General features: G+C 54.5%; 20 protein-coding genes and 1 tRNA gene. 9 read left to right on the top strand and 12 right to left on the bottom strand.

Translation table 11 applies throughout. From position 1 onward, the window contains the following. Nucleotides 1-7 precede the first annotated feature (7 nt). The 10 genes from AEAE_RS07035 to AEAE_RS00695 all read right to left on the bottom strand — a co-directional run bounded on the left by AEAE_RS07035 (nt 8) and on the right by AEAE_RS00695 (nt 12684). Nucleotides 8-397, bottom strand: coding sequence for a polymorphic toxin type 50 domain-containing protein (locus AEAE_RS07035; protein ID WP_420809220.1), 390 nt, complete (start codon nt 395-397; stop codon nt 8-10). A gap of 26 nt (nt 398-423) precedes the next feature. After that, nucleotides 424-1104: a DUF4417 domain-containing protein gene (locus AEAE_RS00735; protein WP_094689263.1), complete on the bottom strand. Its 681-nt coding sequence runs from the start codon at nt 1102-1104 to the stop codon at nt 424-426. Between the two features lie 415 nt (nt 1105-1519). Further along, nucleotides 1520-1593: transfer RNA gene (locus AEAE_RS00730), tRNA-Lys, on the bottom strand. Nucleotides 1594-1969: 376 nt separating this feature from the next. Further along, entirely contained in the window at nt 1970-2689 is a 720-nt protein-coding gene (locus AEAE_RS00725) for a hypothetical protein (protein WP_094689262.1), read from the bottom strand. A gap of 58 nt (nt 2690-2747) precedes the next feature. After that, complete coding sequence (locus AEAE_RS00720) at nt 2748-4391, bottom strand: dipeptide ABC transporter ATP-binding protein (protein WP_094689261.1); 1644 nt, start codon at nt 4389-4391, stop codon at nt 2748-2750. Between the two features lie 233 nt (nt 4392-4624). Next, nucleotides 4625-6304: an ABC transporter substrate-binding protein gene (locus AEAE_RS00715; RefSeq protein WP_094689260.1), complete on the bottom strand. Its 1680-nt coding sequence runs from the start codon at nt 6302-6304 to the stop codon at nt 4625-4627. 226 nt (nt 6305-6530) lie between these two features. Then, the gene (locus AEAE_RS00710) at nt 6531-7556 is read right to left on the bottom strand and encodes an ABC transporter permease (RefSeq protein ID WP_094689259.1); all 1026 of its coding nucleotides are present in this window, start codon (nt 7554-7556) and stop codon (nt 6531-6533) included. Then, entirely contained in the window at nt 7553-8545 is a 993-nt protein-coding gene (locus AEAE_RS00705) for an ABC transporter permease (protein ID WP_094689258.1), read from the bottom strand. Before AEAE_RS00705 ends, AEAE_RS00710 begins: the two co-directional genes overlap by 4 nt. A gap of 260 nt (nt 8546-8805) precedes the next feature. Then, nucleotides 8806-10380, bottom strand: a complete 1575-nt coding sequence (locus tag AEAE_RS00700) for an NUDIX hydrolase (RefSeq protein ID WP_094689257.1) — start codon at nt 10378-10380, stop codon at nt 8806-8808. 18 nt (nt 10381-10398) lie between these two features. Continuing rightward, nucleotides 10399-12684 (bottom strand): RNA degradosome polyphosphate kinase, encoded by a 2286-nt coding sequence (locus tag AEAE_RS00695; protein WP_094689256.1) that lies wholly within the window; start codon nt 12682-12684, stop codon nt 10399-10401. 574 nt (nt 12685-13258) lie between these two features. Here AEAE_RS00695 and AEAE_RS00685 point away from each other — a divergent pair. The 6 genes from AEAE_RS00685 (at nt 13259) to AEAE_RS00660 (ending at nt 17825) form a co-directional block, all read left to right on the top strand. Next, the gene (locus AEAE_RS00685; protein WP_148139928.1) at nt 13259-14104 is read left to right on the top strand and encodes a nucleotide-binding protein; all 846 of its coding nucleotides are present in this window, start codon (nt 13259-13261) and stop codon (nt 14102-14104) included. Then, entirely contained in the window at nt 14091-15218 is a 1128-nt protein-coding gene (locus AEAE_RS00680; RefSeq protein WP_218841042.1) for a TadA family conjugal transfer-associated ATPase, read from the top strand. Before AEAE_RS00685 ends, AEAE_RS00680 begins: the two co-directional genes overlap by 14 nt. Then, nucleotides 15205-16512: a hypothetical protein gene (locus AEAE_RS00675; RefSeq protein ID WP_094689253.1), complete on the top strand. Its 1308-nt coding sequence runs from the start codon at nt 15205-15207 to the stop codon at nt 16510-16512. The genes AEAE_RS00680 and AEAE_RS00675 overlap by 14 nt, the downstream gene beginning before the upstream one ends. Nucleotides 16513-16649: 137 nt before the next feature. Then, a complete protein-coding gene (locus tag AEAE_RS00670; protein ID WP_094689252.1) occupies nt 16650-16883 on the top strand; it encodes a DUF4244 domain-containing protein in 234 nt (77 codons plus the stop codon). Then, nucleotides 16864-17253: a TadE/TadG family type IV pilus assembly protein gene (locus AEAE_RS00665; protein WP_094689251.1), complete on the top strand. Its 390-nt coding sequence runs from the start codon at nt 16864-16866 to the stop codon at nt 17251-17253. Before AEAE_RS00670 ends, AEAE_RS00665 begins: the two co-directional genes overlap by 20 nt. A gap of 119 nt (nt 17254-17372) precedes the next feature. Further along, nucleotides 17373-17825 (top strand): hypothetical protein, encoded by a 453-nt coding sequence (locus AEAE_RS00660; RefSeq protein ID WP_094689250.1) that lies wholly within the window; start codon nt 17373-17375, stop codon nt 17823-17825. Here AEAE_RS00660 and AEAE_RS00655 read toward each other — a convergent pair. After that, a complete protein-coding gene (locus tag AEAE_RS00655) occupies nt 17806-18873 on the bottom strand; it encodes a LacI family DNA-binding transcriptional regulator (protein ID WP_094689249.1) in 1068 nt (355 codons plus the stop codon). The two genes, AEAE_RS00660 and AEAE_RS00655, sit on opposite strands and share 20 nt — an antisense overlap. Nucleotides 18874-19112: 239 nt before the next feature. Between AEAE_RS00655 and dnaX the strand changes: the two genes are divergently transcribed. From dnaX to AEAE_RS00640, 3 genes are all read left to right on the top strand, one after another. Further along, nucleotides 19113-21719: a DNA polymerase III subunit gamma/tau gene (gene dnaX / locus AEAE_RS00650; protein WP_094689248.1), complete on the top strand. Its 2607-nt coding sequence runs from the start codon at nt 19113-19115 to the stop codon at nt 21717-21719. A gap of 80 nt (nt 21720-21799) precedes the next feature. Further along, entirely contained in the window at nt 21800-22402 is a 603-nt protein-coding gene (gene recR / locus AEAE_RS00645; RefSeq protein ID WP_094689247.1) for a recombination mediator RecR, read from the top strand. 96 nt (nt 22403-22498) lie between these two features. Continuing rightward, nucleotides 22499-23119, top strand: a complete 621-nt coding sequence (locus AEAE_RS00640) for a DUF5701 family protein (protein ID WP_094689246.1) — start codon at nt 22499-22501, stop codon at nt 23117-23119. Between the two features lie 77 nt (nt 23120-23196). Here the strand turns inward: AEAE_RS00640 and AEAE_RS00635 are convergent, their stop codons facing one another. Beyond that, the gene (locus AEAE_RS00635; RefSeq protein ID WP_094689245.1) at nt 23197-25920 is read right to left on the bottom strand and encodes a transglycosylase domain-containing protein; all 2724 of its coding nucleotides are present in this window, start codon (nt 25918-25920) and stop codon (nt 23197-23199) included. Nucleotides 25921-26005 lie beyond the last annotated feature (85 nt).

Genomic DNA, 26005 nt, shown 5'->3' with positions numbered 1-26005 from the left:
CTTCATTCTATTCATTTCGGAACTGACTTGGTTTTGCAGGAACAATATGAGTTCCAGATCGCTTGCTGTAATGAATCGTTCCGTATGTAGTTGGGTAGTAGCAACTATCCCGTACGCTAAACCAATAGCCTATGACTCGTTCACAGTCGACATCTTCACCTCGGGTTCCTTTATATTCTCCAGTTCCGCCATATTGGTTAATGAGCTGTTGAGCATCTCGGAGGCTGCCAGTGAACATGCTTTTTAGTCTGTGGTCTAAAGTTACAGACTGAGCATTGGCAGTTGTGAAGTTAATCATTCCGAGTATGTGCTTTCTTTGTGCTCCGTCGTTGAGATGGCTATCTATTCCGTGAATCAACCTATTGGATAAATCTTCTGTGCTCTCGGGGTAAATCATCCAAATATTTGTCAGGGGTTTGCTTGTCATTTCAGACCTCCGATATCCCTATGAAGATGGGCAAGCTGCTGACGAGGAGGATAGAAATAGAGCGGGATTCCTGAAGATTGAACGAGAGAAAAGACGTCGTAGCAATCGGTGCCATAAATGAGAATTGCGGAAGGTTCAAGCTTCTCAATTGCACATGTTAGACCGATGAAGAACGGATCACGATTGTCCTTTGGTTTGAGGTTGCCATGAGCACCAATCGATATAACGCTATGCTGTGGTGCTGCATCCAATGCAAGAGGGATTATTTCGGAGTCACCTGTCCGCACATTACAAATAACACGAAATCCTTGGATTTGCTGCAGCCAAGCGCCAAGAGCATAGTTGCGTAAGATATTGAACTCTTGAAAAGGGATTGGCATGCCTTGGTATGTGCTGAAGTCAGGAGAAATAACACCAGCAAATTGACGAAGACGTGGTAGATATCGTTCAGGAGTCTTCCAAAATCTTTCAAATTTATAGTCGTCTTCGTAAAAGCATACAAAGGCGTTATATTCATGGCAATGTGGATTCAACGCTATGCTAAAAGGAATCATTGCCTGCGGAATCACATCACTGGCATAGATACGTGGGATCTTGTATTGCGCGGAACAGGAAATACCATTCCATATCTGTGGTTGAAAGATATGTTGGTTTAATTTTTGTGCACCATTGTTCATGGCAGTGCACTCCCTCCTGATAACACGATGGTTATCAAAAATGGACACACTGTGTGGCACAATGGACTTGCAGTCTCATTGTGCTTTACAGTGTGTCTGTGGTTATCGGTCAGCAGGCTGGTTACCTTCTGACTGTCTTTGCTCTGTTCGGGAGCGATAATGTTTCAGGTGGGTAGTGCTGCAACACTACCCATCTTTTGTGGGTTTCCCCATGTGATAGCTTACAGTATGCTGAAGTACCGTCTCATAGAAGTGGGGGAAACGCCTGGTATTCCTTGTGACAGGCGGCGGAATAACAGCGTGTTATTTTTCAAAATACTGCTCTCAATTGCAGCTCACAGCCAATGAATTTTGGATCTCATTTGCAGAATCCAAACGATCATCCTGCATCTTTGCAGAAAAGGAAAATAAATAGTGCCCCCTGTGGGACTCGAACCCACAACCTACGACTTAAAAGGACGCTGCTCTAACCAATTGCGCTAAAGGGGCATCGGCTACTAGTATACGCGCAGATCGGATTTCGCCAAGTAAACATGCGCAAAATCAGCGGAAAATAAAGAGCAATGAAAGGAAACGTCGAGCCGCAACACGCCTGTCGGCGCAAAGGCCGCTCGTAGCGGCAAAAAATGGAGCCCGGAGTTGACTACGACTCGACGCGATTAACAGCATACACGGTTACAGCTCAAAACAGTGCATTGCGCTCAGCGCGAGAGCGACACTCCTGCCATACTGTGCGTGTCCGGTGTGGCGAGCAGAACACCTCATCAACTCACACCTCAAGCACGCAGCTCAGCACAGCGAAGCGAAGAGCGCAGCACGAAGTAGTAGCGGCAGAACTGATGAAGCGCAGTGATAATCTTGAGTGCTACTCCAACTTACCCTGCTTCCACAGAGCAGCACCAGAACGGAAATCCTTACCAGTTTGCGCCAAACGAGAAGCAGTAGCACGCAAAGCAGAAATATGAGCCATTCGACGGCGAGTGTCACTATCAGCCAAGCGACGCTCCTCAAGCTCAGGTAACTCATGAGCCTCACGAGCAGCCAACAGGTCCATTCCAGCAGCCTCAATCATGACGAAAGCAGAAGCACGCTGCAAAGCGACCGAAAAATCACCCACAAAAGCGCCAGCCAAAATAGAGTCGGCAGTAGCAGCAATATTCTCAGCAGTAGGAGCCTCATCAATGCCGGTAATCGCCGACGCAGCACCCACCACAGGCTCACCCAAACGCCAAAAACGCGACAGAGACTCCGGGTTCTGGCGCATCCACAAGCGCAAGGTATACAAACGCCACATCATGCCAGGAAGAGTTTCCGGCTCGGACTTCTCCCACAACTCGGCGATAATATCCAAGCCTTCATTCTCCACCACCGTCAGCACGCGCGTGACAAGAGCAGGATCCTTCGACTCATGAACGCGATGCAGTAAAGCTAAGGCAGACTGGTGGCTCATTTCCGATACTTGCTCAGGGCTCAAACCAGAACCCATCTGGTTCAACTGAACATCATCGAGCTGAGCTGGGCGCGCAGGGCGAGTAGAACCCGTACGATGAGCGTCAAAAGCCTGAGAAACCGGGCGAACTGGCATGAACTTCCTCCTGAAGTAACGGGCCAGAAGCTAACACTGTGAAGTTCAGCTTCTGAAGTTAGCGTGCGCTGATGTCGATGCGCGGAGAAGCATCCAACAGAGTACGAGTATACGCATGGCGAGGGTGAGCAAGAACCTCAGAAACGCTGCCCTGCTCCACAATCTCACCACTCTTAATGACGGCGAGATTATGCGCAACCTCCTGCACAATGCCCAGATCATGCGTGATGAACAAGCAAGCGTAGCCATACTCCTGCTGAAGCGTGCGCAACAGATCCAGTACGCGCTTTTGAACGGTCACATCTAGCGAACTCGTCGGCTCATCAGCAATGAGAAGCTTCGGGCGCAACGCGATCGCTCGAGCAATACCCACGCGCTGACGCTGGCCGCCAGAAAGCTGGTAGGGGAAGCGAGAGGCGAGAGCAGGGTCCAAACCCACATGCTTCATCAGCTCTTCCACACGCTCGCGCCTCTGCTGGCTGCTCAGCTTCGTGCCACCCAGGCTCTCCTCAACGAGCAGCGGTTCGGCAATCGACCAGCCAATCGTTTTGGTCGGTACGAGCGCCGAGCTTGAGTTTTGGAATACAAAGCCGATAGAGGAGCGCGCCTGGCGAAGTTTCTTTCCTTTCAATCCCGCAAGATTATCACCGCCGATGAGCACGGTTCCCTGTTGTGGGGTCAGCTGCCCAGAAATCACCTTGCCGATAGTGGTTTTGCCCGCGCCTGACTCTCCGACGAGCGCGAGTGTTTCCCCTGCGCCGATGCGCAGGGAGATGTCGTGGAGCGCGAGCTTGGCCTGTGCGCGGTGAGAATACGACAGTGACACGTGCTCGAGCTGGACGAGAGCTGGAGCTTGAGAGTCGGCGGTGGGGCTGGCCTCGCTCTCGCTGTCGACAGTCAGCTTCGGCACAGCGTCCAGCAGCATACGCGTATACGGGTGAGTTGGCGCAGTGAAAATCTGGCGCGTGCTGCCTTCCTCAACAATGCGGCCTTTTTGCATCACATAAACGTACTGAGCAGCTTCCCACACCACACCCATATCGTGCGTGATAATCAAGATCGCCAGGTGACGCTCGCGCGCGAGGCCCTCCAACAGCTGCAAAATCGCCTTTTGCGTCGTCACATCCAAGGCGGTCGTCGGCTCGTCAGCAATGATAATCGAAGGATTATTAATAATCGCCATCGCAATCATCACACGCTGCAACTGGCCACCAGAAAGTTCATGAGGATGAGCAGTGAAAATACGCTCCGGCTGCGGCAAGCGAACCGCCTCAAAAGCGTGTAAAACAGCCTCTTTGCGCTCCTGCTTGCTCAGCTTGGGCTGGTGGTAGATCAAGCTTTCCTCCACCTGCTTGCCCAAAGTCATCAAAGGGTTGAACGCCGTCATCGGTTCTTGGAAAACCACGCCGATCTGGCCGCCGCGCAACTTCTGCAAACTCGCCTGATCAAGCGTATTGTCCAAAATATTGAGCGTCGTGTTGCTGCCAAGAAAAGCCTGGCCGGAAACCTCAGCTTGGGAAGGGTCAAGATGGGCCAGCGCCATCGCCGACACCGACTTGCCGGAACCCGACTCTCCGACCAGCGCGGTAATCGTGCCGGGGAACAGGGAAAAGTGAACGTCGTGAGTGACTGGAGTGCCGTCAAAACCAATCGACACGTGGGAAACAGTGAGCAAAGGCTCGCGCGTGCTATCTGTGGCCATGTCACTCCTCTTCTGGGTACTGGTAATCTTACAAAATTCCTCAAGATTACCAGCATGTGTTGTTGTTGTGCTACTCAAAGAATAAGCCGCTCAGCGCGCCGGCGTAGCTCACTACGCGACAAGCCGAGCGGCCTAGTTTTACCAACTCAGTTACTGCTCACCGACTGAGTTATTGACGCCAGTTCACCAGCCAACTGACTGGCCAGCGAATTGAGGTATCGGTTTCAGCGCTTTCACTTGGAAAGGCCGACCACCAGGTAATCCGGGTAAGCCGGGAAGGTGCCGATCATGAAGTTCGCCACCTTGGAGCCACGCAGGAAGGTGTTGTGCGAGTAGATCAGCGGAACCACAGGAACATCCTCCATGATGCGCTTATCGACCTCAGCCCACAGCTTCAAAGCCTTCGCCTTATCAACAGTGCCAGTGGCCTGAGCGATGAGCTTGTCCACTTCAGGGTTGTTGTAGTGGGACTCGTTCATATTGCCATTGCCAATCTGGGAGGAGTTGAAGAGTGGGGCAATGTTGGCGTAAGGGCTTGGGAAATCAGGCTGCCAGGAGCTAATAGCCAAGTCGAAGTCGCCAGCGTTCCTCACCGTATCGGAGTAGACGGTGCTATCCAACGTCTTGATTGTCACCGTGATGCCAGCGCGCTTCAAAGCCGTCTGAATTGCGGAAGCCTTCTCCGTCTGGGAAGAGGTGGCCACCAAAGTGAGGTTGAGCTTCGAGCTGCCAGCCTCGGCGAGCAAAGCCTTTGCTTTCTTCACATCGCCCGTCTTACCTGGCTTGTACAAGTCATACTGCTCGCGGCCAGAAATACCAGGAGTGATGAGAGTGCTGGCGTAACCACCGGCGATCTCGCCACCAGCTGCAGTACGGTAAGCCTCACGGTCTGTTGCGTAGAGAATGGCCTCTCGAACGCGCTTATCCTTCACGCGCTCATTGTTAATCGCCAAGTATTCCAAAGCGCCATCGCCAGAAGTAGCCAACAGAGCCTTTTGAGCAGGGTTAGCCTGAGCCTGAGCAAGCTGAGCAGGAGGAACAAGGTCGCCCAACATGCTCGTCTTACCCTCACCAGAACCAGCCATAATCTGCTGGGCAGCAACAGAAGTATCCTGGCTCATCTTGTAAACAATGGAATCCGGGTAAGCCTTACGCACAGAATCAGTCGAAGCATCCCAATACTTGTTGCGAACCATCACCAATTCGCGTCCAGGAACGTTGCTTTTCACCTCATAAGGGCCAGTGGTGACAGGAGTAGTGCCATAATCTTTATTCTTTCCTTCACCATAGGGAACGGGAGAGAAGGAAATCAAAGAAGCCACCCAGTCGAACTCACCAAAAGGCTGGTTCAAATGGAAGACGATGGTCTGATCATCTGGTGTCTCAATTGAGTTGAGCTCTTGGCCTTCAAATGGGCCGTGATAATCTTGAGCACCTTCGAGCAGCTGCTTATGGTAGCTCAAGCCTCCCGAGAAGGTGTCAGCAAAGGAGCGTTCGAGCCCCCACTTGACGTCCTTGGAAGTGACTGGCTGGCCATTGGAGAACTTCACACTCTTCTTGAGAGTGAAAGTCCAGACTTTACCGTTGTCACTGGGCTTACCTGTGTTAGTAGCGAGGTCAGGAACGAGCTGGGCGTCACCATTCTTGCTCACCTTCCACTCGTTTAAACGACGGTGAATGACGCCACCAGTTGTGGTAGCGAGGTTCTGGCTGGAAGCGGGATCGAGGTTGATGCTCGTTCCTGCTGTCAAAACGGTGAGGGTGCCGCCCTTCGTAGCGGCTGCTTGAGTGCTGGAACCGTTGGAAGCGTTTGCCCCGCCTAAGCCAGTTGCCGAAGAGCCGCAACCTGCCAGTGCCAAGCTCAGAGTAGTGAGTGCAGCAACGGCGGTCAGCGCCAGAGATTTCTTCTTCATATGCTTTCCTTATTTTCCTGATCAGGGCCGGTCACAGTCGAGGTGCAACTGGTGTTGCAACTGTTGCGGCTTGTTGCAACGGTTTCAGTTGTGGTGGCTGTGGCAGCCCGGTGATCTATGGTCTGATAAATGCCGGTTGGCAGTTGCCGAGGCATTATCCTCCATCGGCGATGTCCTTTTCTGTGTTCCGCAAAAGCGCCGCAACGGGTGACTTTGTGCCGGAAAGTCAGTGGCCGAGCGTGACCCGAGGGTCGAGCAAGGAATAACAGATATCGACGATGAGATTAGCAATAATGACGAGCGCGGCGGCGAAGAGAGTGGAGCCCACCAGCACTTGGAGGTCCAAATTCGTCACCGAATCAAGAAGAAGCATGCCCAAACCCTGCATGGAGAATACCTTTTCGGTGAGCACAGCGCCACCGAGAAGAGCACCCAGGTCCAGGCCGAACAGTGTCATCACAGGCAGAAGAGCATTGCGCAAAGCGTGCACACCAATAATGCGACGCTCTGGCACACCCTTCGAGCGTGCGGTACGAATGTAATCCTGCTCGAGTTCCGTCACCATTTGAGCGCGAGTGATGCGCGTGTAGCCTGCAGCATTGAGCAAAGCCAGAACCAGCCATGGCAAGAGCATGTGCTGCAACCATTCCAACGGGTTCGTGCTGAAAGCAACATAGCCCGAGGAAGGGAAGAGCGGCAGTTCAATGGCGAAAACGATGATGGCGAGCAGGCCAATCAGGTAGCTTGGCGACGAAATACCAATGCTGGAAAGAGCATTGAGCAGGCGATCCACCCACGTTCCACGCTTCACAGCAGCCAGAACACCCGTGCTCACGCCCACAAGCATCCACAGCACAGCTGCACCAATGGCAATCGATGCGGTGACGGGGAAGCGCTGAGCGATCAAAGTGGTGACTGGAGTGCTCAAGCGGAACGAATAACCCAAGCATGGAGCGCTGCACACCACGGCAGAAGCTCCGGAACCAAAAGTACGACCAGTAAAAATGCCGAGCATATAAGCGCCCAACTGCGCATACCACGGCTGATCAGTGCCCATGAAGGCGGAGACGCGCTGCAACTGCTCGGGGGTGCACGGCTTACCGCACGAAAGCTGAGCTGGGTTTGCCGGAAGCATGTAGAAAACGAGGAAGAGCGCGATGGCAATGAGAATGATCACCACAAGTGCTTGAACGGTGCGCTTGAGGATGTACCACAGCGTACGTGCCAGTGGGGAAGAAGCGAAGGTGCTCATGCTTTCTCCCCCTTTCGTGGATCAAGGGCATCTGATAATCCGTCGCCCAACAGGTTAAAGCCAAAGGTGACGAGGAAGAGCGCCATACCAGGGAAAATCAGGTACATGGGGTCGACCAAAGCCCAATTCACTGCGTCAGAAATGGCGCGACCCCACGACGGTGTTGGCGGGTTAATGCCCACACCCAAGAAGCTTAAAGCTGCCTCTGAACCGATGCGACCCGGGATAGCCAAAGTTGTACGAACAATCAACAGAGGCAGGAGGCCTGGCAGGATTTCGTAGCGCAAAATATGCCACGGGCTGGCACCCATGACGAGAGCGGCCGTCGTGTAATCGCGCTCGCGCAAGGTCAGCGTTTGCGCGCGCATCAGGCGGGCGGTTCCTGGCCAGCCAAAGAAGCCCAACACCAAGATGAGCAGGAGTGGGCGAGGGAAGGAAGACGGGATGACTGCCGAGAGTGCGATGGCGAAAATCAAGAACGGGAAGCCGAAGAAAACATCCATTGTTCGCGACAGCAGCGCGTCTACAACACCAGGGAAGTAGCCAGCGAGCAGGCCGATTGCCAAACCGAGAAGGGTGGAAATAACGGTAGAGGCGAGGCCAATACCCAGGGATACTTGAGCGCCGTAGGAGACGATGGAGAACACGTCAACTCCGCGCAAAGGCGTGACGCCAAACCAGTGTTGTGCGGAAATTCCGCCGCCAAAACCGGTTGGCACGGAAGAAGAGCCGAGCAGTTCGCGGTGCTCCTGGTATGGGTCGTTGCCGGTGATCAGTGTGAAAACAGGTGCAAGGAGAGCCAGCAACACGAAGAAGGAAACGATCACGGTTCCCCATACGAGTGCGGGCGATGCCCATCGTGAGCGGGCGCGAGCAGCGGCTTTCTTACTGTTAGGCTGGGTGCTGGGCTGAGCACCAGGCTTGGCGCCGTGCTGCGAAGAGCGCGCAGGAGTTGATGCAGAACGCGGTTGAGACGTAGCTGTGCTCATGCTCCCTCCTTCGTTGTGCGTGCACGGCTCAGGTGCTTCTTATGTGCTCTCGTTACTTGCGGTAATTACTTCCGGCTTACCGCCAAGTAGTGTTCCCGTGCTGTGTGCTCAGTATAGGCAGGCACACTACCCGTAATTTCTCTACTCAGCCAGTAGCGTATGTGCGGGAATAAAATGATAATGCGTTATTAAACGCGGTTTTCGCTGAGGACAACGCTCAGTGCAACCGCGGGTTTCATTCAGTACAACTGTGGTTTCGCTCAGTACAGAGTCGGGAAAATCTCGAAGGAATCAATCACTTCGGGCTTTCCGGACGAGCTAGTGCGAACCGTCAGTGCTAATCCTGCGCCGGACTCAACAAAACCATCATCTGCCAGTGACTGCGAGGTATTGCTCACCGCCGACCTGCGCAACAGCTTCATCATTTTGACGATCACAGGCTTATGCGTTTCCACAACGACACATTCGTGGGCTTTCTGCGCTTCACGCATCACCTTCACCAAGAACTCGCGGCCAGCGTGAGAATCGTGAGCGGTCGCCTCCGGTGTCAACTCGTTACACTCTTGCAAGGTCAAGCCAGTTTCCAGCGAGTACGGCAACAGCGACTGGCGTGCACGGCGAGCAGGCGAGGTCAACAAGCGAGATGGCGCAAAAGCGGCAATATCAGGTGCCAAACCACATGCTTGAGCAGCGCCGACAGGGGTGAGCGGGCGCTGAGAATCGGCATAATGCCAGTGCTTCTTCGACTGAGCCGTGCCGTGGCGCAGCAGCAGAACAGTTCCCGCATCTCCGGCTCCGAGCTCCCACAGGTAGGCGAAGTTCTGCATAATCTGCTGGTCGGATGGGTAAGACAGGCGGTTCATGGCCTCGGCGAGAGGCATCCACACCAGTTCATCTGCCTCTTCATCCTTGGTAATCGGGCCGCCTAAAGCCAGTTCGCGTTGCGCGTGAGCGGCCGGGCTGAGTGGCTCGCCCATCCAATACACCACTTGTTTGCGATAGGTTCTGGCAATCTCCAGCGGCTCGGAAGAGGTTGTTTGAGCAGAGGCGAGCTTTCGGCTGGCTTTCCCATGCTTCTTGACCTCGTCGATGGGGTAGCCCACGCAGCCCACCAGAGGGCCGAGGCGAACTGGAATGCCTGTCTCCTCCATAGTTTCGCGAACAGCCGTATGAGCCAGAGACTCATTTTTGTCACTCTTGCCCTTCGGAAGCCCCCAGTCGTCGTACTTTCTGCGGTGAATAAGGCAGATTTCCACGTCGCGAGGCAGCTGAATATCCGAATAAATCGGAATATGCGGGTTGTTCGCCAAGCCCGAGTGAGAGCGCATGCCTACGCCGTCCACATCGGTCATGACGTCGAAATCAGGCTGGTAGTTTTCCGCACGCAAACGCTTCTGATTATCACTGGTCTGAGCCGCAGAAACGGCCAAAGCCTTCATATCCTGCGCATCCAGGGCGAAATCATTCATGGCGTAGACCACGCGCTGGCGCTTATTTAACTGGGAAATATCCGGCTGGGGTCGCGGGCCGTACTGAGCAAGCTGACGCGCAGTCAAGGCTGGCTTCGCTGTTGTGTTCTGAGCTGCGGCCTGATGTTGTGTGGTTGCGACTTGAGCTGCGGCCTGCGGCTGTGCGGTTGCGGCTTGAGCTGCGCTCTGAGGTTGTGCGACCTGAGCGGCTGCAGAAGCCGCTGAAGTTGCAGCAGCAGGCTTTCCAGCGGTGCCCTGGTCGGTATGAGGCTGTTGCGCCGCAGGGGCGGACTGGATACGACGCCAGACCACGCACCCTGCAGCCCAGACGATATCATGCGAGGATTTATCGTTCTTCTTGCTCATGCGCAGCAGCCTTACCTCTCAGTGACGTGGATGCAGGTGGTTATGCATTTCAACGGTCTGAGAATCCTGCAGAGGGTTCCCTTCCTTATCGGTAGTCACGCGCTCATACGTGCCATCCGACTTCTCACGCCAGCTCGACGTGGAGTCAGAAATCTGCTCATCCACATAGTCGATCAGCTCCTGAGCCTGATGAGGATCGGTGATGCGGATCAGAGCTTCCACACGCCTATCGAGATTGCGGTGCATGATGTCGGCAGAGCCAATCCACACTTCGGGGCCATGCTCAGGGCCTTCATCAATCTGTGGACCGTTGGAGTTAGCAAAGGCGAAAATGCGGGAATGCTCCAAATAACGTCCCAGAATGGAATGAACGCGGATATTCTCTGACAGACCAGGAATGCCCGGGCGAATAGAGCAAATACCGCGTACGACGCAATCGATTTTCACACCAGCTTGAGAAGCGCGGTACAGCTCATCAATGCACTTCTCATCGACCAAAGAGTTGACCTTGATCTTGATCCAGGCTTCCTTACCAGCGAGAGCTGCCTTCTCCTCACGGCGAATACGCTCGATCAAGCCTGGGCGGATGGTGCGAGGAGCCACGAGCAGCCTGTGGAAGGTTTCACGTGGAGCATAGCCAGAAAGCTGGTTGAACAGGCGAGTGAGATCTTGACCGACGACGGGATCGCAGGTGAGGATTCCCAGATCGGTGTACAGACGAGCCGTCTTCGGGTTGTAATTACCTGTTCCCACATGGCAATAGCGACGCAGCTGATTGCCTTCCTTGCGCACGACGAGCGAAAGCTTGCAATGCGTCTTCAAACCAACAATGCCGTAGACGACGTGCACGCCTGCATGTTCGAGCTTGCGCGCCCAAGCAATATTGGCTTCCTCATCAAAGCGAGCTTTAATCTCGACGAGAGCGAGAACCTGTTTTCCTGCAGTAGCTGCATCGATCAGAGCGTTGATGATGGCCGAATCACCAGACGTACGGTAAATAGTCTGCTTGATTGCCAGCACGTTCGGGTCGCTTGCAGCCTGCTGCAAGAAGGCTACGACGGAAGTCTGGAAGGAATCGTACGGGTGGTGCAACAGCACATCGCCCTCGCGAATAGCGGCGAAAATATCCGATTCAGACGAGCCAGCCGTCTTCATACCAGCAATCTGACGGTTTGTTGGAGCAATATACGGCTTGTACTTGAGGTCGCTACGATCCACCGAGCCGCGCAACTCGGAGAGGAAGGTGAGGTCCAGCGGGGTAGGAAGACGATAAATTTCGTCTTGTGTAACACCCAGCTGCTGGGCGAGCAGGTTCGACAGGAAGGGAGAAGTATTCTCGTTCAACTCCAAGCGGATTGGTAATCCGAAGCGACGCTGACGAAGCTCCTTCTCCAAGGCATTCAAAAGATTATCAGCATCGTCCTCTTCCAGGTCAATATCCTCATTACGAGTGACACGGAAGGAACGAGCCTCTTTGACGATCATCCCTGGGAAAAGTGCATCCAGATGGGCAACGAGCAAGTTCTCCATCGTGATAAAGGCGTAATGCTGGTTCTTCGGATCGGCCGTATTCGTGTCGGTACGGTCCTCCACAGGCACCAAACGAGGCATGTTATCCGGGATCTTCACGCGAGCAAAATGCGACTTGCCCGACTGTGGATTCTGCACAATAACAGCCAAGTTCAACGAATTACCAGAGATGTACGGGAACGGGTGCGCAGGGTCTACTGCCAAAGGAGTGAGCACAGGGAAAACTTGACGCTTGAAGAACTGGGAGAGAATTTCCTGCTCGGCAATAGTCAGCTCATTCCAGCGCAGGAGGGAAATATTCTCCTTCTCCAGTTCTGGCAACAAAGTGTTGAGCGTATAACGAGCATGATCCTGCTGCAGTTGATGGTTCATCTGCGAGATGGCATGCAACTGCTGGCGTGGGGAGAGGCCTGCAGGGGAAGGAACAGCAATGTTCATTTCGATGCGGTGCTTCAAACCTGCCACGCGAACCATGAAGAACTCATCCAAATTGGACGCGAAGATAGAGCCGAACAAGGCGCGCTCCAGCAGAGGAACGCTCTTATCCTTCTCCAAATCAAGAACGCGGTTGTTGAAGAGAAGCCAGCTGAGCTCACGGTCGTAAAAACGACGTTCGGGCAGCGGCTTTTCGAGCAGCGGGTGGCCCTCGACGAGTTGGTTTTCGCCCAAGCCGAGTTCCTCGCGTGCCTTCTCAGCACCGTGCTTTTCTGCGATATGCTCTGCGATGAGTTCGCGGAGCTCTGCCTTCGTTGGTTCGTTGTACATCTGCGCCATGCTTTCTAGTGTAGGAGATAGGCAGGCAATTTATGTTTCGTGTTGTGAAACGGGTTTCGCGCCGGTTTTTGGCTTATTTTCGCGCTTTTGGTGTTGCTGGGCTTATGGCTGAGGTACGCGTTTTTGTTGCGAGGGTATTTCTTGAGATTTTCAGCATGGAAAAGGGGAGGTTCCGCCTAGTTCGGAACCTCCCCTCCAAGGAAGTTACTTAATGGAGCAGTGCTCAATCCACAACACCATCGTTGCAGCGGTAAGTTTCGTGTTCTTTTTCAATCCGCCCAACGTAATAACCTTCGCGTAGGTTTACTACTTGTGGGGTTTCTGCTCTCTGAACTTTTCCTTGTAACCCCTATTATTGCAAGTTTTTCAAGGCCTGTCGAGCTGATCGGGCAAATACGCTCAAGGGTGAGGTAGGTAAGTATTTTCCTTACCAGCCTGCTTTGAGCGTAAGATAGTGTTAAGTGTGTTGCTCAAGGCTAGCGCACGTTTTCCTTCTGTTTTCACATGTTTTCAAAGTTATCCACAGTTTGAAAAAATTTCTGTTCGCCCCTTTCTTCTCTGTCACACTCAAGGCATGCGAACACAACAACCCCTCTGGCGAGCTCATGCTCAGCTCACAACTCCACCGGCTTCGCCTCACGAAGCGCAGCACACGGTGTGCATACTCGTGTCCTCTCCCTGCGGAGGAGTAGGAACGAGCACTTTCGCGGCTTTGCTTGCCCTGGCTGCCCGGCAATTCACTTCTTCTGTCGCATTGGTTGACAGAGACCCTCGCAACGGAGGCCTTGATGTGCTCCTCGGCATTGAGCAGGAGAAAGGCCTGCGCTGGAGTGGGCTGGAAGCGCCCTTGGGAACCCTAGATTATCAGGCTTTAGCGGTGCAATTGCCGCGGTGGAAATCTGTAGCCGTCCTCTCTGCCGACCCGTGGAATGGAGTTATCGAGAACCCTTGGGAAAAAGAGGCTGTTTATGCTGCGCTGACGCGGGCTTTCAGTGTGCTGATCATCGATGCGGGAACTGCGCATGAAGCTCCTGTGCTGGTGCGCAATGCGGGCGATGAAGCGAGAGTGAGCATCACGCGCGTGGAGCTTCTGCCTCTCAGTATTCTGGCCTGCGCGCGTATGAGAGGGGTACTTGCGCATGAGAAGTTTTCCCCGCCAGCAGGCTTTGTGGCCTGTTCTCCTCGAGGCGGCAGCGCGCAAGTCAACGTCAAGGACGCCGAAGAATGGCTGGCTTTGCCCTGCCTGGGGAAGCTCAATTGGGAGGCCAAGATTTCCAGGAATATGCAGCGCGGAACAGGGCTGCACCCTTCAGCGTGTCTGCAACAGATGGCGTGTGCGGTGCTTGAGGCGCTCCTCGAGGGTGTGCGTCGCCGCGGGCTGGTTGAGGAGAAGGCGGGTGAGCAGGATGCTGCGCAGTGAATTGCACGGTGAACAGGCCAGCGGAACGGCCAGTGATCAGTTGTGCTACGCAACGGCTAGCGCGGGCAGTACTGACGACGGCATAGAATTGGGCCCCTTGCGCGACCTCGCGGCTCGGCCAGAAATCACTGATATTGCGGTTCTTCCCGACGGTTCCGTGTGGGCAGATTGCGGTGATGGAATGCAGAGAATGCACGTGCGCATCCCCTTCTCCAGCCCACAACTCGTCCGCGAATACGCAATCCACCTGTGCGCACAACTGGGAGTGCGCCTCGACGACTCTTCACCCATCGCGGATGCCTGCGCGACCAGTGGATTGCGCGTGCACGCAGTTCTTGCACCTCTCGTCGTGGGCGGAGCGAGCATCTCCATACGCATTCCACCGCGCGGAAACATTGATCTTGACGGGCTCATAGCTCGTGGTTTCTGCTCAGAATCTGTTGCGCAGGCGATCCGGGACGCTGTGATGAAACGCTCAACAATCATCATCTCGGGAGGAACAGGAACTGGCAAAACCACACTGGTACGCGCACTACTACAAATGTGCCCCGCAAACGAGCGGATTATCAGCGTGGAAGAAGTGCGGGAACTGAGCGGAGCCCACCGCGAAAACTACGTGAGCTTAGTTTCCCGTCCCGCCAATTCTGAGGGCAAGGGAGAGGTGAGTTTAGCTCAGCTTGTGCGCGCCACGGTGAGAATGCGGCCTGATCGCATCGTTCTGGGCGAATGCCGAGGAGCGGAGATTGCTGACCTCTTGAGGGCTTTTAACACGGGCCACCGCGGTGGTTTCGTCACCATTCATGCCGACGACATTCAACATCTTGCCTTGCGCTTGGTTGCTTTAGGCCAGCTGGCAGGCCTCGACCCTCGCACAACCTCACTGCTCAGTTGCGCCGCTTTTGACATGGCAATCCATGTGGAAAGAAGCAAAGGCAAACGGCGTATTTCCCAGATTGGCAGGCTGCGTTTATCGCCTGACGGCATCGTTCAAGCAGTGCCGATTTGGAGTGAGAAAACGAGCGAGCAGTACAGCTCGCTCAGCGGTTACCTTGCTGCGGCGAACGCCATCGACCCGACGGCAGTGAAAAGGAGAGTGACATATGAGAATACCTAAACGCAGCGGTAGCAGTGCGCATGCGTGCACCGCGCACGTGCACACCGCGAATGTACACATCGCGAAGGCTTCTTCTGCCGCTGTTTCTTTCGACACTGCTGCAGTCGCTTCCGCCTCTATTCCTTCCGCCGACTCTGCCGCAGCCCAGTTTGTGCCGAAAACACTGCGATTGCGCGCCATACACGCGCTCATTTCCGGCGCCAAGCAAGTAACGCAACAAGTAAACCTGCGCTCGCGAGCAGCAACACCCATCGAGCGAACTCCTGGTGATTTGTGTGCGCAAATCCACTCGTCGCTGCTTTCTGGGTGTACGCTACGCGAGGCACTCTTCCAAGCTTTAGGGCAGCACCCGCCAGCCCATTGCATCCCTCAAACATGGTTGCAAGAAGCAATCCGCTCCTACTGTTCCGGCACACAGAGCGAAGAAGAATACCGCGATTGTGCGGCTCATCTTCTCATGCTCCTCGACTTGTGCGAAAACAGCGGAGTGCCTGCAGCTGCAGGGTTGGAAGCCTTAGAGCGCAGTGAAAATCTGGAGCAGAGAAGCAGGGAAAAGCTCAAGCAAGCCCAAGCTTTACCGCAAGCGACCATCAAACTTTTCCTCATTCTGCCTTTCGCAGTGCTGCTCACGACGGGCGGAATCGGGGCAAATCCGCTGCTGTTCTACCTCAGCCTTCCTGGCCTGATCTGTGCTCTGATCGGAACTGGGCTGATGGTGCTCGGCAGATCGTGGATGCGAAAAGTAGTGGCTGACTTCTTCCAACCAACGGCGATCGCACTTCCTGACCGTGTGCATGGGGGAAACCGGCAGACTAGGCGGTGGAAAGCGCTGATGAGACCCGCGAAAAGCCTTGATATGACGCGGCTCACCGATGCTGCACTGCTGGCTGAGTTCATCCGCCTGTGCTTACAAGCTGGCCTGCCACTTCCTGCAGCGTTTAGCGTCGTCGGGCACACTGCTCGCGCTCAACCTTTGCGCGAACTTGGGCTGTTCTTGCAACGCGGATGCCCGTGGAAAATGGCGTGGAATGCTGCCTGTTGTTTCGTCACTGAGGAGAGCATGATGCGCCGCTTCCAGCAGACGAGCGAAGGTGCGTGGATTCGCGGAGAACCGTGCGTTCACCGTTTCGCTAGGCTTTCGCGCGTTGTGGAGCAGAAGGTAAAGGAGCAGATTGACCTCAACTCAGTCAACCTTTCCCTCCACCTTCTCTTGCCCATCGGCTTGTGCTTTCTCCCAGCATTTATCGTGCTGGTCATCATCCCTACAATCGCTGCATTTGCAGGGGTTCTCTAACCGTGAGGGGCAGGCGTTGCTGCAGGCCTCTTGTTTTGCAGCGTTCAGCAGTGTATGTGACAAATCCAATGCCCACAGTGCATTGCCCGAAGCTCACATAAAGCTCACCTCAAGCTCATTTAACAGAAAGGACAATCATGAAAAAAGTCATATCCGCTCTCACTCGCCACTGTGACGAAGCGTTTCTTCGCGCATCTCACGAGTTTCAGGAGATTATCACTGCTCGTGATAAGGGCAGTATGACAGCTGAATACGTCATTGTTTTAGTTGCGGCGACCGGTTTCGCAGGAATCCTGTTGCTCGTGCTCAAATCGGACGCAATCAAAAACATTCTCAGCGAGATGGTGAAAAATGCCTTGCAAGCAGGATAACGCGTGTGTACGGTGCAGCACATTCAGCCTCGAGCAGTACGATCGTGGGTCAGTAACTGCTGAATTTGCAGTCCTACTGCCAGCTATTGCCATTCTCATCGGCCTGATAATCGCGTTAGGTACGGCCAGTGCCAGGCGCGTGACCTGCCAAGATGCTGCGAACAAAGCGGCCTGGGTTCTCACTCAAGATGACGATTCTCAAGCCGCCCGTCAGGCAATCATCCGCTCAGTAGGAACAGCGAGCACAACATTTCGCGAGCTATCCGACGGCTCAACCTCAATCAGCGTGATCTGCCCTATTGGCCAAGGCCCTCTGCAACTTCTGCCTTTCTCGGTGGAAGGTCATGCTCTCGCCTTGCCCAGTCAGTAGGCAGCTAACAGCGGGTAACAGTCAATGAAAACTAGCGATAGTCAACAAAGGTCAGTAACAGCCAACGAAAGCCAACACAGCTAACGCCAGCTAGCACCACATCTAGGGAAGGAGGTGACATGAAACACCCCGATTATCAAGCTGCAAGCACGTCACAGCAAGCCATAACAAGCATCTCCCGGCTCCTTCACGCCACTGACCGTGGCTCAGGAACCGTGGTCGGCATAGCACTGATTATCAGCTGTGTCGTGATGATGGTCGGCGTAGGCATGGTCGGCAGTGTGGTCGCAACACTTCGTCAAGCTCAAGGCATGGCAAACGTCTCCGCACTCGCTCTCGCCCGCTTTGCACACGCCCAACAGCAAGTCACTGCTGCAAGTCTGCGTGCGAGCAGCAGTGTATGTTCTGCCGTGAGCAGTTATATCGCCAGTTGGAAAGAAAGCCGCTCCAGCCTGAGCGTTCAAGATTGCGCTGCAGGAGAGGAGAGAAGCAGTATCATCGTGAAAATCACTGTGATGGGCTTACACTTCAGCGTTCATGCTGTCGCTGGGATTATGCCTTGCCCGCCGTAGCGTTCTGATCCGTCATTTCCGCATCAGTTGCCGGGGAAGACTCGCGGAAAACAAGCGAGCTTTCCACCACCTCGTGACGATGGGGAGCGCGAACACCCGAATACACTTGCGAAATCAATGAATCAACGGCTCTCGTGGCAATCTCTTGAGAATGAGGGTCCACCGTCGTGAGAGTAGGGTTGAAATACTCAGAATCATCCGAGTTATCAAAACCGACGACATGAACGTCGTCAGGAATAGAAACTCCCATCACCTTCAACTCACTCATCGCGCCAATAGCCAGAGGATCATTGAGAGCAAAAATGGCATCGGGGCGCGCTCCCGACTCGAAAAGCTCCTTCGCCGCCCACCAACCTTCCGACAACGTCCAGCTACTGCAAGGGATGATCAACGAAGGGTCAACGCTCACCCCTTGAGCGTGCATCTCATCGAGAAAACCCTGAGTTCGCAACGAACGAGAAGAAGTAGCTTGCTTCTCCAAAGAGCCGCCAAGAACAGCGATCTTGCGCCTGCCACTGGCAAGAAGATGCCTCACCATCGCGCGCGCTCCACCCGTATTGTCAATCTCAATATGAGGAGCCGGAGCGGTGAAGATGCGCTCGCCCAAAATGACCAACGGATAATCGCCAGCAAAAGCGCGAACATCCGCCTCCGTCATAGCAACCGGGTTGAAAATCAAGCCATCAGAAGCGTGAGAGCTCATCTGCGAGAGCACTTCCAACTCTTCGCGGCGCGAATACGTCGACGACTTAACGATGACGGAATACCCGCGATAACGAGCAGCTGCCATGATCTGCTCTGCAATACGGCCGAAATACGGCTGGCGAAGGTCAGGAACGCACAATGTGATGTTGTGTGTTTTGCCCGAGCGCAAGCTGCTGGCCTGCTCGTTACGCACGTAACCCAGGTAGTTAATAGCGTTGGCAATGCGATCACGAGTTTTCTCGCTCATATACGGGTAGTCGCGCAGATAGTTGGAAACCGTGGATACAGAGACTCCTGCTTGCCGTGCGACGTCGCGAAGTGTGGGCACGTGATGACTTGGCATGCAGCCTCCCCGTCGTGTTTCTGCGTTGAAACAGCTTCCTGAGATGACTCAGAAGAGATTTTCAATCGCGAAGGATATCTGTTCGCCCTAGTTTATCTCTTTTCAAAAACGGGGAGAAACGGGGAAGAAGAATGGCGAAAATTCAATGTTTTACGAATTCCACGCTGGTTTAAGATGATAGTGGGCGTCCACTATCGTTGAAGGTAAAGAAGCTCATCGTCCGAGCAAAGGGAGGGAATATGGCATTAGCACTGTATCGGCGCTATCGTCCGGATACCTTGGATGGAGTGATCGGTCAGGACCAAGTGACTGTGCCACTTCGCCGTGCTTTGGACAATGGCAAGCTCATCCAAGCCTACCTGTTCTCCGGGCCTCGCGGATGCGGTAAGACGAGTACTGCGCGCATTCTCGCCCGCTGCATCAACTGCGCGAAAGGGCCTACTTCTCACCCGTGCGGAGAATGCGAGAGCTGCAAGGAGCTCGCTGCTGGCGGCCAAGGTTCTATCGACGTGGTGGAGATTGATGCTGCCTCTCACAATTCGGTGGAGGATGCTCGTCAGATTCGTGAGCGCGCCCAATTCGCTCCTACTCGCGACCGCTATAAGATCTTCATCTTCGATGAGGCTCATATGATCACTCCGCAAGGCTTCAATGCTTTGCTCAAGATTGTGGAAGAGCCGCCGGAGCACGTCATCTTCATCTTTGCGACGACTGAGCCAGAAAAGGTTCTGTCGACTATTCGTTCGCGCACTCACCATTACCCCTTCCGTCTGGTTCCGCCGGAAATTATGGGCCCGTTCTTGAAGGACGTGTGCGAGAAAGAGCATATGAAGCCAGAACCGGGTGTTTTGGAGCTCGCGATGCGAGCCGGTGGTGGCTCTGTGCGCGATACGCTCTCTGTGTTGGACCAGCTGATGGTGGGCTCTGATTCGGGTGTTATGCGTTTGGCTGATGCTTCGATGCTGTTGGGCTTCACTCCTGCCGAGCTGATTTCCGGGACGGTTGATGCGCTGATTTCGCGTGATGGTAACGCTTTGTATTCCACGGTTGAAAAAGTGGTGGTGGGTGGTTTTGAGCCTCGCCGCTTTGTGGAAGACCTTCTCGCTTATATGCGTGACCTTCTGGTGCTCAGCATTGCTGGGTCTCAAGCAGTAGCCAGTTTGGGAGAAGAAGAGCGTCAGGAAAATGCTGACGAGTTGAAGAGGCAGGCTCATGCTTTAGGCTTGGCTCAGCTCACTAGATTGGCAGACCAGATTAACGAGGCTTTGGCAACGATGTCCGGTGCGGTTTCGCCGCGCATGCGCTTGGAGTTGCTGGTTGCTCAGTTGCTGGAAATTCGCTCTGCTCAGAATGCTGCTTTTACTCCTTCCTCACAGCCTACTTCTGGGCCGGTGACGAGTGCGCCTGTTGCTTCTACACCGCATTTCGCACCGCAAACTGTGGCCCAGCCGACTCGTGGTTTCCAGCCTCAGGTTTCCGCACAGCAAGCTCAGGTGCAACAGCAACCTGTTCAGCCACAACAGCCCGTGCAGCAAGTCCAGCCTGCTTCTGCAGCGCAAACCCAACCAGCTGCACCAGCACAACCTGCTACGCAAGCACAACCTGCTACGCAAGTACAACCTGCTACGCAAGTACAACCTGCTACGCAAGTACAACCTGCTACGCAAGTACAACCTGCTACGCAAGTACAACCTGCTACGCAAGTACAACCTGCTACGCAAGTACAACCACAATCAGCAGCGATGAGCAATGAACCTCCACAAGAGCTGTGGAAGAAAGCCATCACCACTGTTCCTGAGGATTTGAAGAAGTGGGTGAATGAAACAACGATCCCTCATGTGGACTTCCAAAACGTGAAGGCTCGCCGTTTCGTCATCCTCACCTTCGACACTCCACTGTCCCAGCATGCCTTCTCCTTAGGTGTGGTGGGCAGTGAAAAGGTTCCGGTCTCCTTCCAAAAGCACATCCAAAGCATCTTCGGAGCGAACACTTTCATTCGCCCAGCAGGTGCAGCTGCTAACGGCGAAGCTGTCAAGCCAGTTTCTAGCTTGCCGGTGGAAGAGCAGAAGAGGATCAAACTGCAAATTGCTCTGATGGCGCAGAACAAAGCAGGAGAAAATGGCGGCTTCCAGCTCATGACGGCTAGCCAACTTCAAGCGAGTAATGCGTTGAAGTCCTCTCGTCAGCAAACCCCTACTGCACGAGAACATGAAGGGGAGAGCGGCTCAGAGGAGAAGGCGCAAGGTTCAGAAAAATCGGATGATTCTTCGCAAGGTGATTCTTCCGACGATTCCCACCCTCACCATCACAAGAAGGTGGCTGTTCCTTCTCCTGACGATAAAACGGACCCGTGGGCAAACCAGCCTTCGCGTGCAGAACTGTTGCAACAGCAAGCGGAAGAGCAGCGCAAAGCTCAAGAAGCGCAAGCTGCGCAGCAAGCTCAAGCAACCGCTGAAGCGCGCTCTTCGTGGGACAACAACACTTCTGAGCAGCAAACAGCACCTGCAGCAAACGCTGCTGAGCAACCGCAGCCGGAGCAACCCGCACCGGCGGCTCAGCCTCAGCGTGCACAAATGCCGGGCTTGAGCCAAGGGGTGACGTCGCTGCCACTGAGTGCGCAAACCCCTACAGCAGCTGCTGCAACGCAAAGTTCAGCGCCGTCAACACCTGAGGTAGCACCGGAAGAAGATGTTTATTCGCGCGATGACGAACAACTGACACAGCATCAAACCTTGAGCATCGAACAAGTAGGTGCACTTTTCGACGCGAAAAAAGTGACAGTTATTCCAGCAGAGAATGGAACAGACTCAGACGAGAAACAAGAGGCTAAAATCGTCCAACAGTGACCAGGTCATCACCGTGATCACTCCCTGCGTGATCACGGTGATGAGCACAGTGAGGAACAGAGCATAAACGAGGAGAAAATATGGCGTTAATCTACGACGGGGCAATCCAGGATGTGATTGACTCCTTCGCGCACCTTCCCGGCATCGGACCGAAAGGAGCACAACGCATCGCCTTCCACCTTCTCTCCACTTCAGAGAACGATGTGAAGCACCTCGCCCAAGCCATCATCACACTGCGCGAAAAAGTTCGCTTCTGCGAAATCTGCGGAAACGTCACCGAAATCAGCCCGTGCGCTATCTGCCAAGACCCTCGCCGTGACCACAGCGTCATCTGCGTTGTTGAACACGCGAGTGACATCATGGCTATTGAGAACACGGCGGAATACCACGGTTTGTACCATGTTCTCGGCGGAGCCATCAACCCAATGGGAGGCATCGGCCCAGCAGACCTGCGCATTCAAGAGCTGCTCACCCGTTTGAAAGACGAAACAGTCAAAGAGATCATCCTCGCCTTGAACCCCAATGTGGAAGGCGAAGCGACGAACACGTACCTCTCTCGTCTGATCAGCCCCAGCGGTATAACGGTGACGCGCCTCGCATCCGGTTTGCCAGTGGGAGCAGATTTGGAATACGCCGACCAAGTCACCCTCGGCAGGGCCTTGGCAGGCAGAAGAAGCGTGTAAAAGCGCAACTGGCGCGCAATACCGAGGTCAGTACGCTGGTGATGTACATACAGCGCGGGCGCAGTACAGACGAAACCCACAGATGAAGGAGCACACATGTCGAGAACAGCAGACGCAGTTCGAGCACAATTGGAGAAGATTGTCGCTCTCGGCTACCCCGATGTTGCTGACATGACAGTCGACTCTTTCGTCGCCCTTGCCCAACCACTGCTCGCAGCACTCGACGAGGTAGAAATCGCAGATGACGTTCTCCTCGTCCCCACACGAGAACTCATCTCTCCACAATCACTGATCGCACGAACCTCCATCGGCAGAAATGCAGGCTTCTCCACCATGCCGCCGCGAGATATTGCAAGCTTCCTTCCCGAAGGTTTCATGCCACCTGAAGGCCCGTTCTACATCGTCATCCACCCGCACACCGGCTCACGCTACGTCAACCGTGAACCTGATGTTGCCCGTAAGCTCATCGATTCTGACGGCTTCCAGCCACTCACCTTGGAAGAAGGCCTCGCCATCGCAACGCAGAGGCCAGAATGGCTCTCCAGCCGCAACGGCTTCAACCTGCTCGGTTCTCGCTCCTCTGATGGGCGCGTCCCCAGCATTTGGATGAGCCAAGGTTCCCCACGTTTAGGCTCGATGTGGCCAACAAGCAAACACACCTGGATTGGCAACGCTTATTGCCTCGCACGCCGAGGAGTTTCCCTCCTTGCGCAATAAAACAGCGCAATAAAACAGCGCAAGTCAGCCGCAGCTACACACCGCAAGCGCACACCGCACGACACACTGCAGTAGCGTCAGTTCTCTGCGCTTTCAGCGTTGCCTGCGCCCGCGCCGGTTCCATCACCTGGGGTGGTCGGCTGTGAAGTATCCGTGGATGGATTCTTCTCCGGCGTATTCGAATCATTGCCCTGAGAATCTGGAGTAGTGGTGTCGTGAGAGCCAGAAGATGAACCCTGACCATCAGGCTTGTTCTCCTGCGAGCTATCGGACGACTGACCCGAGTCGGACTGATCAGGTTCCTGCGTCTGATTCTCGCCATTCTGAGAATCTTGAGGAGCAGGAGTGTCCTGCGAAGAGTCCTTCTTCTTGACCACCGGCGCATCATACGAGGCTGTCGCCAAAGCGTCAGAAGCCTGGCCGTTACCCAAACCCCACGTGCCAGAAGGCCCGCCAACCTTACCGGTATCCTTCACATTCTCCCACTTCTCTACCGGCAAGCTCGTCAAATAAGCGTTCGCAAACTGAGCGTAGAGGTGAGCCGGATAATTCGAATAAGCGTAACCGCCCAACATCACCGGAAGCGCGACCGGGTTGCCCTTATCATCCTCATTCCACACCGCGAAAACTGTGGTATTTGAAGGCATCGACGCCACATACGAGAAGGCAGTCATGTCGTTAGCAGTACCCGTCTTCGAAGCGATCTCGCGGCCAGAGCGCAACAGAGCAGCAGGCTCAGCACCGGCAGTCAAACGAGTAACGTTCTGCATTGCGCGCAACACGAGCAGCGAATCATGGCGAGAGAACACGCGCGTACCCTGAGTGTTTGCATGGTACAGCTCCTCATTCGAGGCTGTGCGCACCGAGGCCACGATATGAACATCCGGGCGAATGCCACCAGCAGCAAGCGTGCTATGAGCGCGAGCCATCTGCAAAGCCGTCGTCGCATTAATACCCAAGGTATTCAGCGGATTGTTCTCATCAATCGACGGGAAGCCAGCCTTCTTCATATTGGCCGCGGCAGCCTGCGGGGTGACCTCCTCGTCGAGTTGAACAAACGGCGTATTCACCGAGTTCGCTAGCGCCTGCCACAGGTTGATATTGCCCCAATTGATCTGCTCAGCGTTGGAAACCGTGCCATTCAAACCGTCGAAATGGCGGAAAGAATTGCCGTTATACACCGTCTTCAGGCTCACGCCCTTTTGAATGCCGGTGAGCAAAGTAAACGGCTTCATCGTCGAGCCAGGCTGGAAAACGGCCTGAGTGGCGTTGTTGTACTGATGCTTGAGGAAGTCGTCGCCACCGTAAATTGCAATAATAGCGCCAGTCTTCGGGTTCACAGAAATGGCCGTCTGCTTATACGAATCAGGCTCGCCGGCGAAACGAGTTTGCCCCACTTTGACCAGAGCATCCTGAGCCTTCTGATCAATGGTCGTGACGATGGAGTAGCCGCCAGTGGAAATCTCATCCTCGCTGAAAGCCTTGCGCTGCACGAGCTCGTTCTTCACTTGCTGCAGAAGGTAGCCCTTCGTTCCCTCGTAATCGTTGGAAACCTGGTGCTCGGCAACCTGCGGGAAGTTCTTCTTGGCATGCTCGAGCTCGGCGGCGGTGATGAACTTATTCTTGTACATCAGCTCGATCGTGCGGTTATAGCGTTTTTGCGCGATCTGAGGGTTGACGTCCGGAGCCCAATAGCCTGAGGAGGGGATAATTCCCGCGATCAAGGCCGACTCTTCGATGGTCAAGTCTTTGGCGGGCTTGTTGAAGTAGGAGCGCGCGGCCGCCTCAATTCCGTAGGTGCCTCGGCCCAGATAAATGGTGTTGAGGTAGTTGCACAGAATTTGGCTCTTGCTTTGCGACTGCGTGATTTTCAGCGCGAGAATCGCCTCATGCAGCTTGCCCAGGTAGGTGTCCGTTTGGCCTAAATAGTAGCGTTCAGCATACTGCTGGGTGATGGTCGAGCCGCCTTGGCGCGTGCCCTTGGTCACGTTGTTGACGAGCGCGCGAGCAATACCTTTGAGGTCGATGCCTGAATCGCTCCAGAAAGTCTGGTTTTCCGAGGCGACGACCGCATTGCCAACATATTTGGGAAGGGTGTCGCAGGCGATAATCGTCCTATTTTGCGCAGAAAGATTACCAATCGGTGTTTTTCCGTCCGCATAATAGACGGTTGTTTTTTGGGCGAGCGCGAAAGATTCCGGTTCTGGCACATCCGTCGTCGCATACAAATAAGCAAATGCGGCAATTCCAATGCCGGCGAGAACGGCGATGACGATGCCGAAAATTTTGAAGAACAGGCCGACGCGCGACTTCTTCTTGTAACCAGGATCGCCGGGCTGCAGGCGGTGGCTGCGGTTGGCTCGTGTTGGCCTGGTGGCACGGTGGCTGGTTTGCTGGCCAGCTTGTTGGCCTGCTCGTCGGCTGGTTTGCTGGTAAGAACGTTCGTTTGCGCGTGAGCTGGAGTAGCGTGCGCCGTCGTTGGCGCGCATCACAGGATTAGCAAAGACGTTGTCGGCGTACTCGCCGCCGCGCTGTGAATACTGGTCGCGCAGGGAGCGTGAACTACGCGAAGAACGAGTTGAACGGGTAGAACGGGTAGAGCGAGTAGCGCGGGTTGTATGCGAGGTGCGGCTCGAGCGCGAAGCGTCCCCACGCGAAGAAGTATTATGAGACGAATAACCGCGCGAAGAGGCGGTGCGAGGCCGAGCACCGGAGCTCGAAGCAGCACGCCTTCTGTTCTGCTGGTCGGCGCGTGCCTCTTCTTCGATGTTGCGGTTTCCCCACATTTGCGGCTTTGACATAGTCCTCCTCACGTTGACTACGCAAATTTTAGCGGGATTGCCTGAGCATAGCCTTCTGAGTATGCGCTCACATGGTGAATCTGTA

The sequence above is a fragment of the Aeriscardovia aeriphila genome (assembly GCF_002259595.1).
Taxonomy (GTDB): Bacteria; Actinomycetota; Actinomycetes; order Actinomycetales; family Bifidobacteriaceae; genus Aeriscardovia; species Aeriscardovia aeriphila.
Note: the sequence above shows the minus strand (reverse complement) of the source record. Positions and strands in the feature narration are given on the sequence as shown.

Coding starts and splice junctions, on each gene's coding strand:
- AEAE_RS07035 (WP_420809220.1), bottom strand. CDS start 397: ATGATTTACCCCGAGAGCACAGAAGATTTATCCAATAGGTTGATTCAC.
- AEAE_RS00735 (WP_094689263.1), bottom strand. CDS start 1,104: ATGAACAATGGTGCACAAAAATTAAACCAACATATCTTTCAACCACAG.
- AEAE_RS00725 (WP_094689262.1), bottom strand. CDS start 2,689: ATGCCAGTTCGCCCGGTTTCTCAGGCTTTTGACGCTCATCGTACGGGT.
- AEAE_RS00720 (WP_094689261.1), bottom strand. CDS start 4,391: ATGGCCACAGATAGCACGCGCGAGCCTTTGCTCACTGTTTCCCACGTG.
- AEAE_RS00715 (WP_094689260.1), bottom strand. CDS start 6,304: ATGAAGAAGAAATCTCTGGCGCTGACCGCCGTTGCTGCACTCACTACT.
- AEAE_RS00710 (WP_094689259.1), bottom strand. CDS start 7,556: ATGAGCACCTTCGCTTCTTCCCCACTGGCACGTACGCTGTGGTACATC.
- AEAE_RS00705 (WP_094689258.1), bottom strand. CDS start 8,545: ATGAGCACAGCTACGTCTCAACCGCGTTCTGCATCAACTCCTGCGCGC.
- AEAE_RS00700 (WP_094689257.1), bottom strand. CDS start 10,380: ATGAGCAAGAAGAACGATAAATCCTCGCATGATATCGTCTGGGCTGCA.
- AEAE_RS00695 (WP_094689256.1), bottom strand. CDS start 12,684: ATGGCGCAGATGTACAACGAACCAACGAAGGCAGAGCTCCGCGAACTC.
- AEAE_RS00685 (WP_148139928.1), top strand. CDS start 13,259: ATGCGAACACAACAACCCCTCTGGCGAGCTCATGCTCAGCTCACAACT.
- AEAE_RS00680 (WP_218841042.1), top strand. CDS start 14,091: ATGCTGCGCAGTGAATTGCACGGTGAACAGGCCAGCGGAACGGCCAGT.
- AEAE_RS00675 (WP_094689253.1), top strand. CDS start 15,205: ATGAGAATACCTAAACGCAGCGGTAGCAGTGCGCATGCGTGCACCGCG.
- AEAE_RS00670 (WP_094689252.1), top strand. CDS start 16,650: ATGAAAAAAGTCATATCCGCTCTCACTCGCCACTGTGACGAAGCGTTT.
- AEAE_RS00665 (WP_094689251.1), top strand. CDS start 16,864: ATGCCTTGCAAGCAGGATAACGCGTGTGTACGGTGCAGCACATTCAGC.
- AEAE_RS00660 (WP_094689250.1), top strand. CDS start 17,373: ATGAAACACCCCGATTATCAAGCTGCAAGCACGTCACAGCAAGCCATA.
- AEAE_RS00655 (WP_094689249.1), bottom strand. CDS start 18,873: ATGCCAAGTCATCACGTGCCCACACTTCGCGACGTCGCACGGCAAGCA.
- dnaX (WP_094689248.1), top strand. CDS start 19,113: ATGGCATTAGCACTGTATCGGCGCTATCGTCCGGATACCTTGGATGGA.
- recR (WP_094689247.1), top strand. CDS start 21,800: ATGGCGTTAATCTACGACGGGGCAATCCAGGATGTGATTGACTCCTTC.
- AEAE_RS00640 (WP_094689246.1), top strand. CDS start 22,499: ATGTCGAGAACAGCAGACGCAGTTCGAGCACAATTGGAGAAGATTGTC.
- AEAE_RS00635 (WP_094689245.1), bottom strand. CDS start 25,920: ATGTCAAAGCCGCAAATGTGGGGAAACCGCAACATCGAAGAAGAGGCA.